12 protein-coding genes are annotated in these 15,182 nt (G+C 69.9%); 5 read left to right on the top strand and 7 right to left on the bottom strand.

Annotation, left to right across the window (positions count from 1 at the left end; all coding sequences use genetic code 11):
* Positions 1 to 44: 44 nt before the first annotated feature.
* The 3 genes from ACFYZ8_RS11750 to ACFYZ8_RS11740 are packed head-to-tail and all read right to left on the bottom strand — an operon-like array spanning position 45 to position 2,730.
* Entirely contained in the window at positions 45 to 812 is a 768-nt protein-coding gene (locus ACFYZ8_RS11750) for an amino acid ABC transporter ATP-binding protein (protein WP_359040551.1), read from the bottom strand.
* Positions 809 to 1,738 carry an amino acid ABC transporter permease gene (locus ACFYZ8_RS11745; protein ID WP_359040553.1) on the bottom strand — a complete coding sequence of 310 codons (930 nt, stop codon included), beginning with the start codon at positions 1,736 to 1,738 and terminating at the stop codon, positions 809 to 811. The genes ACFYZ8_RS11750 and ACFYZ8_RS11745 overlap by 4 nt, the downstream gene beginning before the upstream one ends.
* Before the next feature lie 29 nt (positions 1,739 to 1,767).
* Positions 1,768 to 2,730, bottom strand: coding sequence for an ABC transporter substrate-binding protein (locus ACFYZ8_RS11740; RefSeq protein ID WP_359040555.1), 963 nt, complete (start codon positions 2,728 to 2,730; stop codon positions 1,768 to 1,770).
* A gap of 589 nt (positions 2,731 to 3,319) precedes the next feature.
* On the opposite strand from ACFYZ8_RS11740, the gene ACFYZ8_RS11735 reads away from it, so the two are divergent.
* From ACFYZ8_RS11735 to ACFYZ8_RS11720, 4 genes are all read left to right on the top strand, one after another.
* Positions 3,320 to 4,543, top strand: a complete 1,224-nt coding sequence (locus ACFYZ8_RS11735) for an NADP-dependent malic enzyme (protein WP_359040557.1) — start codon at positions 3,320 to 3,322, stop codon at positions 4,541 to 4,543.
* Positions 4,544 to 5,079: 536 nt separating this feature from the next.
* On the top strand, positions 5,080 to 6,045 hold the full coding sequence (locus ACFYZ8_RS11730) for a zinc-binding dehydrogenase (protein ID WP_388534590.1): 966 nt from the start codon (positions 5,080 to 5,082) through the stop codon (positions 6,043 to 6,045).
* Between the two features lie 101 nt (positions 6,046 to 6,146).
* On the top strand, positions 6,147 to 6,356 hold the full coding sequence (locus ACFYZ8_RS11725) for a helix-turn-helix domain-containing protein (RefSeq protein WP_007384656.1): 210 nt from the start codon (positions 6,147 to 6,149) through the stop codon (positions 6,354 to 6,356).
* Positions 6,356 to 6,919, top strand: a complete 564-nt coding sequence (locus ACFYZ8_RS11720; RefSeq protein ID WP_388534587.1) for a Clp protease N-terminal domain-containing protein — start codon at positions 6,356 to 6,358, stop codon at positions 6,917 to 6,919. Before ACFYZ8_RS11725 ends, ACFYZ8_RS11720 begins: the two co-directional genes overlap by 1 nt.
* A 496-nt stretch (positions 6,920 to 7,415) precedes the next feature.
* On the opposite strand, the gene ACFYZ8_RS11715 is transcribed toward ACFYZ8_RS11720, so the two are convergent.
* Together ACFYZ8_RS11715 and ACFYZ8_RS11710 are read right to left on the bottom strand one after the other, a co-directional pair.
* Positions 7,416 to 8,483: a helix-turn-helix transcriptional regulator gene (locus ACFYZ8_RS11715; protein WP_388534584.1), complete on the bottom strand. Its 1,068-nt coding sequence runs from the start codon at positions 8,481 to 8,483 to the stop codon at positions 7,416 to 7,418.
* Position 8,484: 1 nt separating this feature from the next.
* Positions 8,485 to 9,699, bottom strand: coding sequence for a hypothetical protein (locus tag ACFYZ8_RS11710; RefSeq protein ID WP_388534582.1), 1,215 nt, complete (start codon positions 9,697 to 9,699; stop codon positions 8,485 to 8,487).
* A 117-nt stretch (positions 9,700 to 9,816) separates the two neighbouring features.
* Between ACFYZ8_RS11710 and ACFYZ8_RS11705 the strand changes: the two genes are divergently transcribed.
* Entirely contained in the window at positions 9,817 to 10,662 is an 846-nt protein-coding gene (locus tag ACFYZ8_RS11705) for a hypothetical protein (protein WP_388534579.1), read from the top strand.
* Between the two features lie 416 nt (positions 10,663 to 11,078).
* Here ACFYZ8_RS11705 and ACFYZ8_RS11700 read toward each other — a convergent pair whose 3' ends face one another.
* Positions 11,079 to 11,258, bottom strand: coding sequence for a DUF6104 family protein (locus ACFYZ8_RS11700; protein ID WP_003992906.1), 180 nt, complete (start codon positions 11,256 to 11,258; stop codon positions 11,079 to 11,081).
* Between the two features lie 89 nt (positions 11,259 to 11,347).
* The gene (locus ACFYZ8_RS11695) at positions 11,348 to 15,169 is read right to left on the bottom strand and encodes a multifunctional oxoglutarate decarboxylase/oxoglutarate dehydrogenase thiamine pyrophosphate-binding subunit/dihydrolipoyllysine-residue succinyltransferase subunit (RefSeq protein ID WP_388534576.1); all 3,822 of its coding nucleotides are present in this window, start codon (positions 15,167 to 15,169) and stop codon (positions 11,348 to 11,350) included.
* Positions 15,170 to 15,182: the final 13 nt, after the last annotated feature.

The raw sequence follows: 15,182 nt of genomic DNA, 5'->3' as shown, positions 1-15,182 counted from the left end.
AGTGCATGGCGGGGTGAGAGGGCGCGGATGAACCCGGTGGAGGGTCAGAGCACCTTGGAGAGGAAGGACTTCGTCCGATCGTGCCGGGGGTTCGTCAGGACCTCGCGCGGATGGCCGGCCTCGACGACCACGCCGTCGTCCATGAAGACCAGTGAGTCGCCGACCTCGCGGGCGAACCCCATCTCGTGGGTGACGACGATCATCGTCATCCCGTCCTCCGCGAGATCCCGCATCACGTCCAGGACCTCGCCGACCAGCTCCGGGTCGAGGGCCGAGGTCGGCTCGTCGAAGAGCATCAGCTTGGGCTCCATCGCCAGTGCGCGGGCGATCGCGACGCGCTGTTGCTGGCCTCCGGAGAGCTGGGCGGGGTAGTGGCCGTTCTTGTCGCCGAGGCCGACGCGGTCGAGCAGCCGCTGCGCCCGTTCGCGGGCGACCGCCTTGGACTCGCGCTTGACCTGGACCGGCGCCTCCATGACGTTCTCCAGCGCCGTCATGTGCGGGAAGAGGTTGAAGCGCTGGAACACCATGCCGATGTCCCGTCGCTGCGCCGACACCTCCTTCTCCTTGAGCTCGTACAGCTTGTCACCGCTCTGCCGGTAGCCGACCAGGCTGCCGTCGACGTACAGCCGGCCGGCGTTGATCTTCTCCAGGTGGTTGATGCACCGCAGGAACGTGGACTTCCCGGAACCGGACGGGCCGATCAGGCAGAACACCTCGCGGGCGTTCACCTCCAGGTCGATGCCCTTGAGGATGTGCGCGAGCCCGAAGGACTTGTGTACGCCCTCGGCTTTCACCATTGGGGTCATGGTCATCGCCGCCAGTTGGAGAGGGAGAACAGGTTCATTTTGGCCACGTTGGTTCGGAGCTTCTGCAACGGCGTCGCCGGGAGGCTGCGCGTCGAGCCGCGGGCGTAACGGCGTTCGACGTAGTACTGCACGATGCTGAAGATCGTGGTCAGGAACAGGTACCAGATGCAGGCTACGAAGTACATCTCGACGACCGCCAGCGAGGTGCTGGAGATGTCGTTGGCCTTCTTGATCAGCTCGGGAAGCTGGACGGCGTAAGCCAGCGACGACGTCTTCAGCATGTTGATGAACTCGTTGCCGGTCGGCGGGACGATGACCCGCATCGCCTGCGGGAGGATCACCCGGCGCAGTGTCCTGCCCTGGGTCATGCCCAGCGCGTGGGCCGCCTCGGTCTGGCCCTCGTCGACCGACTGGATGCCGGCCCGGACGATCTCCGACATGTACGCGGCCTCGTTCAGGCCGAGCCCCAGCAGCGCCGTCAGGACCGGGGTCATGACCTGGTTCATCTCGTCCTTGTAGAACCCCAGGTTCAGGACGGGGAAGACGAGCGAGATGTTGTACCAGAGCAGCAACTGGACCAGGACCGGCGTACCGCGGAAGAACCAGATGTAGAACCAGGCCACGGTGCTGGTGACCGGGTTCGACGACAGCCGCATGACGGCGAGCACGATGCCCAGTGAGACGCCGAGCACCATGGCGAGCACGGAGATGTACAACGTCGTCCAGGCACCCTTCACGATGCCCGGGTCGAAGAGGTAATCGGGGATGACGTTGTAGTTGATCTTCGCGTTGGAGAACGCCACCCCGATCAGCACCAGGACGGCGATGACCAGGACGCCGGCCACCCAGCGCCCGTAGTGGCGCACCGGGATGGCCTTGATCTGCTCCGGCGGCACCGAGTCCGCCGGAGACTTGTCGAGAGTGTCAGTCACGGTGACTGCCCTTCAGTGTTGCGCCGGGATCAGGAGCCGCCGTTGATCTTCGACTCGGTCACCGCGCCGTCCGCGACGTTCCACTTCTGCATGATCTTGGCGTAGTCGCCGTTCTTGATGATCGCGTTCATCGCGGCCTGGAGGGCGTCGCGCAGCTGGGTGCTGCCCTTGCTGACGGCGATGCCGTACGGCCCTGCCTCGATCTGGTCGCCCACGACCTCGAAGTCCTTGCCGCCGCCGGAGGTCTTCGCGTTGTAGGCCGCCACCGGGAAGTCGTTGAGGTCGGCGACGGACGCGCCCTGCTTCAGGCGGAGCAGCGCCTCGGGGTCGGTGTCGAAGGTCTGCAGGTCGATGGCCTTCTTGCCGTCCTTCTTGCACTTCTTGCTCTGCGCCTGGGCGATGCCCTCGGACGTGGTGCCCTTCTGCAGGGCCACGACCTTGCCGCACAGGTCGTCCAGCGACTTGATGCCCTTGGGGTTGCCCTTCTGGACCAGGATCGACGTACCGGCCGTGAAGTAGTCGACGAAGTCGACGCCGTTGCCGGCCTTCTGGCCGTTGTCGGAGTTGATGCCGTTCTGGCGGTCCTTGGTGTCGTTCATCGCCGACATGATCACCTGGAACCGGTTGGCCTGGAGGCCGACGATCAGGTTGTCGAACTTGCCGTTCTGGAAGTCGAACTTCACCCCAAGCTGCTTGCCGAGCGCGTCCGCGATGTCCGGGTCGATACCGACGGCCTTGCCGTTCTCCATGTACTCGACCGGCGGGTACGCGATGTCCGAGCCGACCTTGATGACGCCGGCCTTGCGGATGTCGGCGGGCAGCTTGCTCGCGAGCGGAGCCGAGGCGGAGGCGGACGACTCCGAGCTGCTGCCGCCGCTGTCCGTCTGGTCGCCGCAGCCGGTGAGGATCAGGGCGCCTGCGACCGCGATCGCGCCTACCGCGGCTGTCCTGGTGCGCGCGGCGGTCGTACGACGGGTGGAGCTTGCGGTCATGGTGGGTTCCTCCGGCGGATGGGTGGAGATGCCGATGGGCGGGGCGGCTGCCGATCGGTCCGGCAGCACCGCCTTCATTCCTCAGGTCGACGAGAGCACACGCCTTCGAGTGTCGCGACCTCGTGTGATTACGGCATCTTGCCATTCGGACTGGACCATTCTGGGGGCCGGTCATGTCAAAATCGGATAACGGGTGACCCCCGAACCGCACTATGTCCGTACATCGTGACCGGACCATCTGCGGGAATCTGGCATTCCGGCCGGAAAATCTTCGGTTCGGCCTCTGGCCGAGGGGCTCGCGTGGACGTGGCCGTATACCGCCCCCATGACGCATGTCACCCGCGCCGATGATCGATGATCGATTTGGGCTCCGGCATGTGACCTTGGACGTATTGGACTCGTCGCCGACGCCGGTCGTCCGGTAAGAAGGTTCTTTACACCCCTCATCCGGGGCTCAGGGCGCGTGTGCGGCGCGCCCGTCGCGTACCGGCCCGTACGCATCAGTGACCAGGGCCGTACGCGGTGCCCGCCCACTTCTCAACCAGGAGTGGCCACCCTCAAACCATGAAGACCTAAGGGGTAAGACAAAGTGGCAGCGGAGATCGTCAATCCTCGCAGCGACAGTGATACGGGACAGGACGGAGGGGCGGAGCCCCTCGATTCCTTCGACCCCGCGTTCGCGCTGCACCGTGGCGGCAAGATGGCTGTGCAGGCCACCGTGCCGATCCGCGACAAGGACGACCTGTCCCTCGCGTACACGCCCGGCGTGGCGAAGGTGTGCAGCGCCATCGCCGAGCAGCCGGACCTCGTCCACGACTACACGTGGAAGTCCTCCGTCGTCGCCGTCGTGACCGACGGCACGGCCGTCCTCGGGCTCGGTGACATCGGACCCGAGGCCTCCCTCCCGGTGATGGAGGGCAAGGCGATCCTGTTCAAGCAGTTCGGCGGTGTGGACGCGGTTCCGCTCGCCCTGGCCTGCACGGACGTCGACGAGATCATCGAGACCGTGGTCCGTCTCGCGCCCTCCTTCGGTGGCGTGAACCTCGAGGACATCTCGGCTCCTCGGTGCTTCGAGATCGAGAAGCGGCTCCAGGAGCGGCTGGACATTCCCGTCTTCCACGACGACCAGCACGGGACGGCCGTCGTGACGCTGGCGGCGCTGCGCAACGCCGCGCGGCTGAGCGGGCGGTCGATCGGGGATCTGCGTGCGGTGATCTCCGGTGCCGGAGCGGCCGGGGTCGCCATCGCCAAGATGCTCGTCGAGGCGGGGATCGGTGACGTCGCCGTCGCCGACCGCAAGGGCGTCGTGTCCGCCGAACGGGACGACCTCACGTCCGTCAAGCGGGAGCTGGCCGGGTTCACCAACAAGGCGGGCCTGACCGGGTCGCTGGAGGACGCGCTGGCCGGCGCCGACGTCTTCATCGGCGTCTCCGGCGGTACGGTCGCGGAGTCCGCGGTCGCTTCCATGGCCGAGGGTGCCTTCGTGTTCGCGATGGCGAACCCGAACCCCGAGGTGCACCCCGACGTCGCGCACAAGTACGCGGCCGTGGTGGCCACCGGGCGGTCCGACTTCCCGAACCAGATCAACAACGTGCTGGCGTTCCCGGGCATCTTCGCGGGGGCGCTCCAGGTGCGGGCCTCCCGGATCACGGAGGGCATGAAGATCGCGGCGGCGGAGGCACTGGCGGCGGTGGTCGGTGACGACCTGGCGGCGGACTACGTGATCCCCTCGCCGTTCGACGAGCGGGTGGCTCCTGCGGTCACGGCGGCGGTCGCTGCGGCGGCTCGGGCGGAGGGTGTCGCTCGTCGCTGAGTGGTAGTGCTTGGTGTGAGGGGTCCCGTCCGGGTGCGTTTCCGGGCGGGGCCGTTTTTTTGCCTTTGGGTGGGGCTGATTGGGTGGCGGGGGCGGCGCGGGTTCGGGTGCGGGTGGGTGGGGGCGGGCGTTTTGCGCAGTTCCCCGCGCCCCTGAGATGCCTGCGGCGGCCGGTGCGGCTTCGGTGGGGGCTGGTGTAGCGCGTGCGGTGGGTTGTGGGTCGGGGCCGGGGTGGGGGGTATCCGTCCTCGGTCCGGCGGCTCGGCCGCTTGAGTAGGGCTCGGTAACGGACGCCGGCCGCTGCGGGCGGACACCCCCCACCCCGTCCCCTTCCCGCCGTACGCGGCCAACGGCCCGCGGTCCATTCCGGCGCAGGGCGACTGCAACCCCCTAGGGGCGCGGGGAACTGCGCGACCAGCCCCCACCCGCCCGACGACCGAACCCGGCACCCCCTGGGCGCACTGTTTCGCAAGAGGGCATGTGTCACATCGCGTCCCGGTTCCGCCGCACCGTCGGCGGACCCTATCGTCAAGGTCATGTTCGCTGTCTACGCCGCCCGAATCGACCGCGACAACCCGCTCTCGGGACTGGAGTTGGGGGAGCGCCCCGCCCCCGAAGCCCGCCCGGGTTGGAGCGTCGTCGACGTCAAGGCCGCTTCCCTCAATCACCATGACCTCTGGTCCCTGCGCGGCGTGGGCCTCGCGGAGGACAAGCTGCCGATGATCCTCGGCTGTGACGCCGCCGGCGTCGACGAGGACGGCAACGAGGTCGTCCTGCACTCCGTCATCGGGCAGAGCGGGCACGGCGTCGGCCCCAAGGAGCCGCGGTCCATCCTCACCGAGCGCTACCAGGGGACGTTCGCCGAGCAGGTGACCGTGCCGACCTGGAACGTCCTGCCCAAGCCGAAGGAGCTCTCCTTCGCGGAGGCCGCCTGTCTGCCCACGGCCTGGCTGACGGCGTACCGGATGCTCTTCACGAACGCCGGCGTCCGGCCCGGTGACTCCGTGCTGGTGCAGGGGGCCGGCGGTGGTGTCGCCACGGCCGCGATCGTGCTCGGGAAGGCCGCGGGGCTGCGGGTCTTCGCCAGCAGCCGGGACGCGGCCAAGCGGAGGCGCGCGGTGGAGCTCGGGGCCGTGGAGGCGCTGGAGCCCGGCGCGCGGCTGCCGCAGCGGGTGGACGCCGTCATCGAGACGGTGGGCGCGGCCACCTGGTCGCACTCCGTGAAGTCGCTCAGGCCCGGAGGCACGCTGGTCATCTCCGGTGCCACGAGCGGCGACCGCCCCTCGCACGCCGAACTGACCCGGATCTTCTTCCTGGAGCTCAAGATCGTGGGCTCGACCATGGGCACCAAGGACGAGCTGGAGGACCTGCTCGCGTTCTGCTCGGCCACGGGAGTGCGTCCCGTCATCGACGAGATCCTTCCGATGGACCGTGCCCGAGAGGGCTTCCAACGGGTCGCGTCCGGTGAGCAGTTCGGGAAGATCGTGCTGACCAACGGCTGACCTTCAGGCTCACCTGCCGACGGCCGACCCGGTTGCGGGTCGGCCGTCGGCGTTTGTCAATCGCGGTTGACAGGTGAGTCGTGTCAACGTAGGTTGACATCATGACCGAAGCAACGGATCTCGCCGAGCGCGCCGGTGATCGCGACCCTCGGGTCGGGCTGCGCGCCGTCGCCGCGCTGCGTCGGCTGCTGGAGCAACTGGAGTCGGTCCAGGTGCGCAGCGCGCGCAATCAGGGCTGGTCGTGGCAGGAGATCGCCGCGGAACTCGGAGTGAGCAGACAGGCCGTGCACAAGAAGTACGGGAGGCATTGATGTTCGAGCGGTTCACGAAGGATGCCCGGGCTGTGGTCATGGGCGCGGTCGAACACGCCGAAGGGGCGGGGGCGGGGTCCGTGGACGCCGAGCATCTGCTGCTCGCGCTGCTGGACCGGGAGGCCGGTCGTGCCTCCTTCGCCCTGGCCGCGCTCGGACTCGCCGAGCGAGGGGACGCCGTACGGGAAGCCCTGAGTGCGGCGCGGCGGCGGGCCGGGCTGTCCCCGGCGGACGCCGAGGCGCTGGCCGGACTCGGCATCGACGTCTCGGAGATCGTCGCCAGGGTCGAGGAGGTGCACGGGGTCGGGGCGATGTCCGGTGACCGGAGGGGCAAGGGGTGGCGGTCCGGACGGCGTCCCTTCGGGCAGGGCGCCAAGGAGACCCTGGAGAAGGCGCTGCGGATGGCGGTGGCCCGCCGTGAGCGCCACATCGGCGACGAGCACATCCTTCTGGCCCTGACCGTCAGGCCGGGGCTGCCGGGGGAGGTCCTCGCCGATCAGGGGGTGACCTACGAGTCGGTCTTGCGTGTCCTCTACGGCGGGGGAGAGGCGAAGGCCGGCTGAGGGCCTGCGTCCGCTTCCGGTGCCTCCGTCTGCGGTGCTGCCGCACTTCATGTGACAGGGGTTCAGGTGTCGGGAGACGCTCCGTTCGAAGGACACAAATCCGTTGTCCTCCTCCTGCTGATCCTCCTCGGCCTTGTCGCCACGCTCTGGCTGACCGGCCGCGGCACCAGACTGCTGGTCCGCGCCAGGTCGGCCTGATCGGCATGTACACCTGGGGCGTGCTGCACCTGCTCTTCTTCGACGACACGGACCAGTCCCGTGCGTGCGACAAGGCGGTCGGCACGAGACGACTCACCGGGTACGAGCCGTCGTTCATCCCACTGGGATTCGGATGCGCAACGCGCGACGGCGACGTCGTCGAAGCCGACGTCATCCCCTCGTACGCAAATCCGGCGTCAGCGGTCCTGGCGGGCTGCGCCGTCACCCCAGGAGTGACAGCCCTCTGGCGCGGCGCACTGCTCTGCGCCGCGCCGCCTTCATGGCCGCCGGCACCGTCTCACGCCTTCGGTGCGCGCAACAGCGCTCCTATGTGGGCCGCCGCCGTGGACAGATGGCGGCGGGCGTCACGGAGTTGGTCCGCCGTGACGCCGTGGTCGCGGGCCGCGTCACGGATGTCGTCACGGAAGCGGTCCAGCAGACGGTCCAGGTCGCGGGCGGGATTGTCGGTCGGGGCCTCGTGGGCCCAGGAAGGTTCGTGCTCGGCGGGGAAGTCGTCGGGGGTGTGCGAGTACTCGGGGCCCGAAGATGCCTTCTCGGACCTCACGCCGCCCCGGCCGAAGCCGAAGTCCTTCCCGAACTCCTTGCCGTAGTCCTTCCCGAACTCGCCGAACTCCTTGGCCAGTTCGGTCAGACCCTCGCGCACCCCCGTCGGCCAGTCGCCCCGCGCGAAGTGGTCCTGCACCTGCTCCTGCACCCGCCGCGCGATGCGCTGCACCTCCTCCTGCGCCTGCTCCCGGGCCCGCTCCTGGGCCTCCTTGGCCTGTCGACGGGCCCGCTGGGCCTCCTCGCGGGCGCGGCGGCTCTCGTCCTTGGCGCGCCGGGCCTGCTCCTTCCACTCCTGCTTGACGCGGCGCATCTCCTCCTTGGCGACACGCCACGACTCCTTGTCGGCGTACTCCGTGAAGTCCCCGAAGGGGCCCTCGTGGGCGCCGGTGCCTCCCTTGGTGCCGCTGCCCTGGCGGGCCTCGGTCGCGGCCGCCCGCACCTCGCGCCGCAGGTCGCCCGCCGCGCCGCGCACATCGGCCCGGATCTCGGCGGCGAGCTCGGCGACCGACTCGCGGATCTCCAGCTCCAGGTCGGCCAGTTCGCCGCTGCGGTCGGCCAGTTCGGCGCGGCCCGCGTCCGTGATGGCGTACACCTTGCGGCCGCCCTCGGTGGTGTGGGTGACCAGGCCCTCCGCCTCCAGCTTGGCCAGCCGGGGGTAGACGGTGCCCGCCGAGGGGGCGTACAGGCCCTGGAAGCGCTCCTCCAGGAGCCGGATCACCTCGTAGCCGTGGCGCGGGGCCTCGTCCAGCAGCTTCAACAGGTAGAGGCGGAGGCGGCCGTGGGCGAAGACGGGGGGCATGTCAGAGCACCTTCTTGTCGGTCGTGCCGTCGGCCGGGGCGCGGGTGGGATCGTCCGTGGGGGCGGGGGCGTCGCCCTGGCCGGAGACGGAATTGTCTCCCGAGGAGAGGTGTCCGTGGTCCGCGGGGGCGGCAGGGTCCGCCGGGCTGGTTGGATCCGTGGGGCCGGACGGGTCCCTCGGGTCAGCCGGGTCCGTCCTGTCCGCCAGGTCGGACGGGTCGAGGGGGTCCGTGGGATCGGTGGCCGCCGCGTCGGTCGGGTCCCCGGCGGCGAGGGAGTCGCTGCCGTCCGCCCGGTCACCGGCGCCGCTCGGCTCGGTACCCGTGCCCCTGTCCTTCACGAAGGGGTCCGTCTCCCACGGAGCCTCCTCGTCCTCCCGGGGTGGCCGGCGCAGCAGGGCGATGGAGCCGGAGACGGTGGTCGCGCGGAGCTTGCCGGTGCCTGCGCCGAGGCGGCCCGTGACCTTGTGGGCACCCCACTGGCCGTGCACGCGCAGACAGTCGAAGGCGTTGGAGATCGTCCCGCTCGCGGTGTTGGCCTCCACCTCCGCGTCCGCCGGCTGGGGGAGCCGGATGGCGATCTCACCCGAGACGCTGGTCAGCCGCACGTCGGTGGGACCCTCCGGATCGAGGTCGACGATCATCGAGCCGCTGACCGAGTCGGCCCGCACGGAGGGGCCGGAGCCCTCCACGACGGTGAGATCCCCGGAGACCGAGTTGAAGCGCAGGTCGCCGGTGACGGCCTGGGCCTCCAGGTTCCCGGAGACGGTGTCGGCGCGGACGGGGCCGGAGAGGCCGACGAGGGTCGTGTCGCCGTTGACCCCCTTCACCACCGACGGGCCGCGCACCCCCGACACCACGGCCGCGGCCCCGACCACTCCCACCTCGACGCGGGTGTCGGCCGGCACGGCCAGCGAGACGACCGCGCTGCGCCGCCAGCCCTTGCGGTCGAGCCACTTGAGGAAGCCCTTCCAGGGCAGGTCCTCGTAGGCCACCGTGAGGGTGTCGCCCTCCAGCGTGACGATCAGGGGCGGGCCCTCGACCTCGGAGACCTCCAGGCGGGTGGAACTCTCGTCGATGCCCACGACGTTGACTGTTCCGTTGACGATGCGGACGTGCAGATCGTTCACAGGGACGTCGAACTCGAGCTTGTTCGGCTCAGCGACGGACCACTCGGACTTGGGCACGGTGCGGACCTCCCCGTAGTAACGCGCCATATCGCGTCTCTCGCAATTCACGATATATCGTGGACCTCGAAAGTCAAGACACTCTTTCTAGCGACCTCCACAGCCGCGAATATGACTAATCGCGGCAAATCGACCTAGCGTGTGACCATGTCGACGGAAGCCACCTCCCGCGCCGGTCGCACCGCTCCCGCCCCCGGTGCCCTGCTGCTCTGCCGGGCCGAGCCGGATTCCGTCGCCCCCGCGGCCCGGCTGCTGCGCGAGCGGATGCTGCTCACGCGCGCGGGGGAGGGCTGGAGTGTCCTGGTGCCCGAGGGCAGGCCCTGGCTGCACGGTGAGGAGCCCGTCGACCGCGTCCTGACCGGCTGGGCCACCGCCCTGGCCGTCGGCGCTCCCTGGCCCGTTCTCGCCCTGTGGTGGGACGCCGACCGCGGCGGCTACACCCTCGCGTCCGGCTTCCGCCGCCCCGTCGGCTACATCTGGCTCGCCAACGGCACCCCGGCCGGCGAGGACGAGGCCATGCGCACCTTCGCCGCCCGTCTGGGCCTCGACCCGGTCCTGGACGTCCAGTCCCTCGACCACCTCACGAAACCGGACCCCGCCTCCGACGCCCGCGCCCGTCTGCGCGGTCTGCTCGCGGTCCTCACGCGCGTGGGCCTGACACTCCCCGCCGGCCTCGCTCCCGGCGAACCGCCCGACCGCCTCCACGAGCTGGCCCGGGCCCGGCCGGACGCCCGCCCGATCGCCTGGGACGGCGGGCGGGAAACGGTCCGGGTCGAACCGGAAGCCGCCGCAGGCCGCCGCCTGGCCCCCTGGCTCCCCTGGTCCGGCGACCAGAGGGCCCGCACCCTCGCCCTCGCCCAGATGGCAACGGGCCTCCCACTGGCCGCCTGGGGCCTACGGCAGCGCAGCGGCGGCTGGCTCGCCGCGGGGGCGCTGCTGCTGGTGCACGGGGCGGTGGGGTTGTCGTACGACCTGGCGCACCCGCGCGACTGATCCCGAGCGGAACTGGCGCCCGTGTCCGACGGTCCCGAGCGGAACTGACGCACGCGCCCGACCGGTCCCGAGCGGAACTGGCGCCCGTGTCCGACGGTCCCGAGCGGAACTGGCGCCCGTGTCCGACGGTCCCGAGCGGAACTGGCGCCCGTGTCCGACGGTCCCGAGCGGAACTGGCGCCCGCGTCCGACGGTCCCGAGCGGAACTGGCGCCCGCGTCCGACGGTCCCGAGCGGAACTGGCGCCCGCGTCCGACCGGTCCCGAGCGGAACTGGCGCCCGCGTCCGACGGTCCCGAGCGGAACTGGCGCCCGCGTCCGACCGGTCCCGAGCGGAACTGGCGCACACCCGCGGCTGAACACGAGCGGCGCACACACGAAGGGCGCACCCGAAGGCGCGCCCCTGCACCACATCCGCCCTACTCGTCGTCCTCGTCGTCCAACCGGGCCAGCCAGGTCGCCAGCCGCTCCACCGGGACCTCGAAGTCGGGGTTGAGGTCGACGAACGTCCTCAGTTGCTCGGCGAGCCACTCGAAGGTGACCTCCTCCTCGCCGCGCCGCTTCTCCAGCTCCTCGATGCCACGGTCCGTGAAGTACATGCCGTCAAGGATAAGTGCGCCGAAACGGCCGGGCCGCACCCCTCGGGAGAGGGATGCGGCCCGGTGACGTACTGCCCGCGCGGGAGCGGCTACGCGTCGAACACCTCACGCACCAGCTGCTCCTGCTCCGCCTGGTGCCGCTTGGCGGAACCGACGGCCGGGGAGGAGCTGTGCGGGCGGGAGATCCGCCGCAGGCGCTCGCCGTGCGGGACGTCGGCGCCGACCGCCAGGTCCAGGTGGTCGATCAGGTTGAGGGCGATGAAGGGCCACGCGCCCTGGTTCGCCGGCTCCTCCTGGGCCCACAGGTACTTCTCGGCGTTCGGGTACTTGGCGATCTCCGCCTGGAGCTCGGTGCCCGGGAGCGGGTACAGGCGCTCGATGCGGATGATCGCCGTGTCCGTGATGCCGCGCTTCTGACGCTCGGCCTCGAGGTCGTAGTACAGCTTGCCCGCCACGAAGACGACCTTGCGGACCGCGGCGGCCTCCACGGAGGTGTCGCCGATGACCGGGCGGAACTGACCCGAGGTGAACTCCTCCGTCTTCGACGCGGCGGCCTTGAGGCGCAGCATCGACTTCGGGGTGAAGACCACCAGCGGCTTGTGGTGCGGGTTGTGCACCTGCCACCGCAGGAGGTGGAAGTAGTTCGACGGCAGGGTCGGCATCGCGACCGTCATGTTGTTCTGGGCGCAGAGCTGGAGGAAGCGCTCCACGCGCGCGGACGAGTGGTCCGGGCCCTGGCCCTCGTAGCCGTGCGGCAGCAACAACGTCACACCCGACGTCTGGCCCCACTTCTGCTCGGCCGCCGAGATGTACTCGTCGACGATCGTCTGCGCGCCGTTGACGAAGTCGCCGAACTGCGCCTCCCACAGCACGAGCGCGTCGGGCCGGGCCAGCGAGTAGCCGTACTCGAAGCCCATGACCGCGTACTCGGACAGCAGGGAGTTGTAGACGTTGTAGCGGGCCTGGTCCTCGTTCAGGTACTGGAGCGGGGTGTGCTCCTCGCCCGTCTCGCGGTCGATGAGGACCGCGTGGCGCTGGCCGAAGGTGCCGCGCTGGGAGTCCTGGCCCGACAGCCGGACCGGGGTGCCCTCCAGGAGCAGCGAGCCGACGGCCAGCGTCTCGCCCATGCCCCAGTCGATCGTGCCGTCCTCGACCATCGCCGCCCGGCGCTGCAGCTGCGGCAGCAGACGCGGGTGGACGTTGAAGGTGTCGGGGATGTTGACCTGGGACTCGGCGATCCGCTTCACGACCTCCGCGGAGATCGCGGTGTTCACGGCGACCGGGAACTCGGCCTGCGGGTCGGAGACGGGACCGGCGGCCGGCTGGGCCGTGACGGCCTCGCGGACCTCGGTGAAGACCTTCTCCAGCTGGCCCTGGTAGTCCTGCAGGGCCTGCTCGGCCTCTTCCAGGGTGATGTCGCCGCGACCGATGAGGGACTCGGTGTACAGCTTGCGCACCGAGCGCTTCTTGTCGATCAGGTCGTACATCAGCGGCTGGGTGAAGGCCGGGTTGTCCGACTCGTTGTGACCGCGGCGGCGGTAGCAGATGAGGTCGATCACCACGTCCTTGTTGAACGCCTGGCGGAACTCGAAGGCGAGCCGCGCGACGCGGACCACGGCTTCCGGGTCGTCGCCGTTCACGTGGAAGATCGGGGCCTCGATCATGCGGGCCACGTCGGTGGCGTACATCGAGGAACGCGAGGACTCCGGGGCGGCCGTGAAGCCGACCTGGTTGTTGATGACGATGTGGACCGTGCCGCCGGTGCGGTAGCCCCGCAGCTGCGACATGTTCAGGGTCTCGGCCACCACGCCCTGGCCCGCGAAGGCCGCGTCACCGTGCAGGGCGACCGGCAGGACGGTGAAGTCCGTGCCGCCCTTGTTGATGATGTCCTGCTTGGCGCGGACGATGCCCTCGATGACCGGGTCGACCGTCTCCAGGTGGGAGGGGTTCGCGGCCAGCGAGACCTTGATCTGCTCGCCGTCCAGGCCCGTGAAGGTGCCCTCGGCGCCCAGGTGGTACTTCACGTCGCCGGAGCCGTGCATCGACTTCGGGTCGAGGTTGCCCTCGAACTCGCGGAAGATCTGCGCGTACGACTTGCCGACGATGTTCGCCAGGACGTTCAGCCGGCCGCGGTGGGCCATGCCGATGACGACCTCGTCCAGACGGGACTCGGCGGCCGAGTCGAGGACCGCGTCGAGCAGCGGGATGACGGACTCGCCGCCCTCCAGGGAGAAGCGCTTCTGGCCGACGTACTTCGTCTGCAGGAAGGTCTCGAAGGCCTCGGCGGCGTTCAGCCGGCGCAGGATGCGCAGCTGCTCCTCGCGCTCCGGCTTGGTGTGCGAGCGCTCGATGCGGTCCTGGATCCACCTGCGCTGCTTCGGGTCCTGGATGTGCATGAACTCGACGCCGGTGGTGCGGCAGTACGAGTCGCGCAGCACGCCGAGGATGTCGCGCAGCTTCATCAGGGACTTGCCGGCGAAACCGCCGACCGCGAACTCCCGCTCCAGGTCCCACAGGGTGAGGCCGTGCTCGGTGATGTCCAGGTCGGGGTGCTTGCGCTGGCGGTACTCCAGCGGGTCGGTGTCGGCCATGACGTGGCCGCGGACCCGGTAGGAGTGGATCAGTTCGAAGACGCGGGCGGCCTTGGTGACGTCGTCGTCGTGCGAGGCGTCGATGTCCTTGAGCCAGCGGACCGGCTCGTAGGGGATGCGCAGCGCCTCGAAGATCTCGTCGTAGAAGCCGTTCTCGCCGAGCAGGTAGTTGGCGACGATGCGCAGGAACTCGCCGGAGGCGGCGCCCTGGATGACCCGGTGGTCGTAGGTCGACGTGAGCGTCATGACCTTCGAGATGCCGAGCTTGTTCAGGGTGTCCTGGGAGGTGCCCTGGAACTCCGCCGGGTAGTCCATGGAGCCGACGCCCATGATGACCGACTGGCCGGGCATCAGACGCGGGACCGAGTGGACGGTGCCGAGGCCGCCCGGGTTGGTCAGGGAGACCGTGACGCCCGAGAAGTCGTCCATCGTCAGCTTGCCGTCACGGGCGCGGCGGACGATGTCCTCGTAGGCCTGCCAGAACTCGAAGAAGTTCAGCGTCTCGGCCTTCTTGATGCCCGCGACGACCAGCTGGCGGTCGCCGTTGGGCTTCACCAGGTCGATGGCGAGGCCGAAGTTGACGTGCGGCGGCTTGACGAGGGTGGGCTTCCCGTCCTTCTCCGCGTAGTGCCAGTTCATCGACGGCATGGCCTTGATGGCCTGCACCATCGCGTACCCGATGAGGTGCGTGAAGGAGATCTTCCCGCCCCGGGCGCGCTTGAGGTGGTTGTTGATGACGATGCGGTTGTCGAAGAGCAGCTTCACCGGGACCGCGCGCACGGACGTGGCCGTGGGCAGCTCCAGGGAGGCGTTCATGTTCTTCGCGACCGCGGCGGCGGGGCCGCGCAGGGTCACCAGCTCAGGGCCCTCGGGCGAGGAGCCGGCGGTGGCGGGCTTCGCGGCGGCGGCGGGCTTCGCGGCGGCCGGCTTGGCGGCCGGAGCGGCCTGCGCCGGAGCCGCCGGGGCGGCGGCCTTGGCGGGGGCCGGAGCCGCGGCGGCCGGCTTGGCCGCCGGAGCAGCGGCCGGGGCCGGCGCGGGAGCCTGGGCCGGGGCGCTGGGAGCCGGCGCGGCGGACGCGGTGGTGGTGGTCTCCGCGGCCCCCGCGGCCGCGGTACCCGCCGCAGCCGGAGCGGCAGCCCCCGACTTGTAGTCGGCGAAGAAGTCCCACCAGGCACGGTCTACCGAATTCGGGTCCTGGAGGTACTGCTGATAGATCTCGTCGACGAGCCATTCGTTCGGCCCGAACGCGGCAGCGGGGTTCTTGCCCGCTTGGTCTGCGTCGGTCGAGATGCTGGAGTTACTGGGGGACTGTGGCGACACGGCGGCAACCGCC

It is taken from the genome of Streptomyces sp. NPDC001668 (assembly GCF_042893155.1).
In the GTDB taxonomy this organism is placed as follows: Bacteria; Actinomycetota; Actinomycetes; order Streptomycetales; family Streptomycetaceae; genus Streptomyces.
This window is presented reverse-complemented; position numbering and strand designations above follow the sequence as displayed.

What these genes read in the sequence shown, in the direction of transcription:
- ACFYZ8_RS11715 (WP_388534584.1), bottom strand. Translation starts at nt 8,483, where the DNA reads ATGCCCCCCGTCTTCGCCCACGGCCGCCTCCGCCTCTACCTGTTGAAG.
- ACFYZ8_RS11700 (WP_003992906.1), bottom strand. Translation starts at nt 11,258, where the DNA reads ATGTACTTCACGGACCGTGGCATCGAGGAGCTGGAGAAGCGGCGCGGC.
- ACFYZ8_RS11730 (WP_388534590.1), top strand. Translation starts at nt 5,080, where the DNA reads ATGTTCGCTGTCTACGCCGCCCGAATCGACCGCGACAACCCGCTCTCG.
- ACFYZ8_RS11725 (WP_007384656.1), top strand. Translation starts at nt 6,147, where the DNA reads ATGACCGAAGCAACGGATCTCGCCGAGCGCGCCGGTGATCGCGACCCT.
- ACFYZ8_RS11740 (WP_359040555.1), bottom strand. Translation starts at nt 2,730, where the DNA reads ATGACCGCAAGCTCCACCCGTCGTACGACCGCCGCGCGCACCAGGACA.
- ACFYZ8_RS11750 (WP_359040551.1), bottom strand. Translation starts at nt 812, where the DNA reads ATGACCATGACCCCAATGGTGAAAGCCGAGGGCGTACACAAGTCCTTC.
- ACFYZ8_RS11710 (WP_388534582.1), bottom strand. Translation starts at nt 9,699, where the DNA reads ATGGCGCGTTACTACGGGGAGGTCCGCACCGTGCCCAAGTCCGAGTGG.
- ACFYZ8_RS11705 (WP_388534579.1), top strand. Translation starts at nt 9,817, where the DNA reads ATGTCGACGGAAGCCACCTCCCGCGCCGGTCGCACCGCTCCCGCCCCC.
- ACFYZ8_RS11720 (WP_388534587.1), top strand. Translation starts at nt 6,356, where the DNA reads ATGTTCGAGCGGTTCACGAAGGATGCCCGGGCTGTGGTCATGGGCGCG.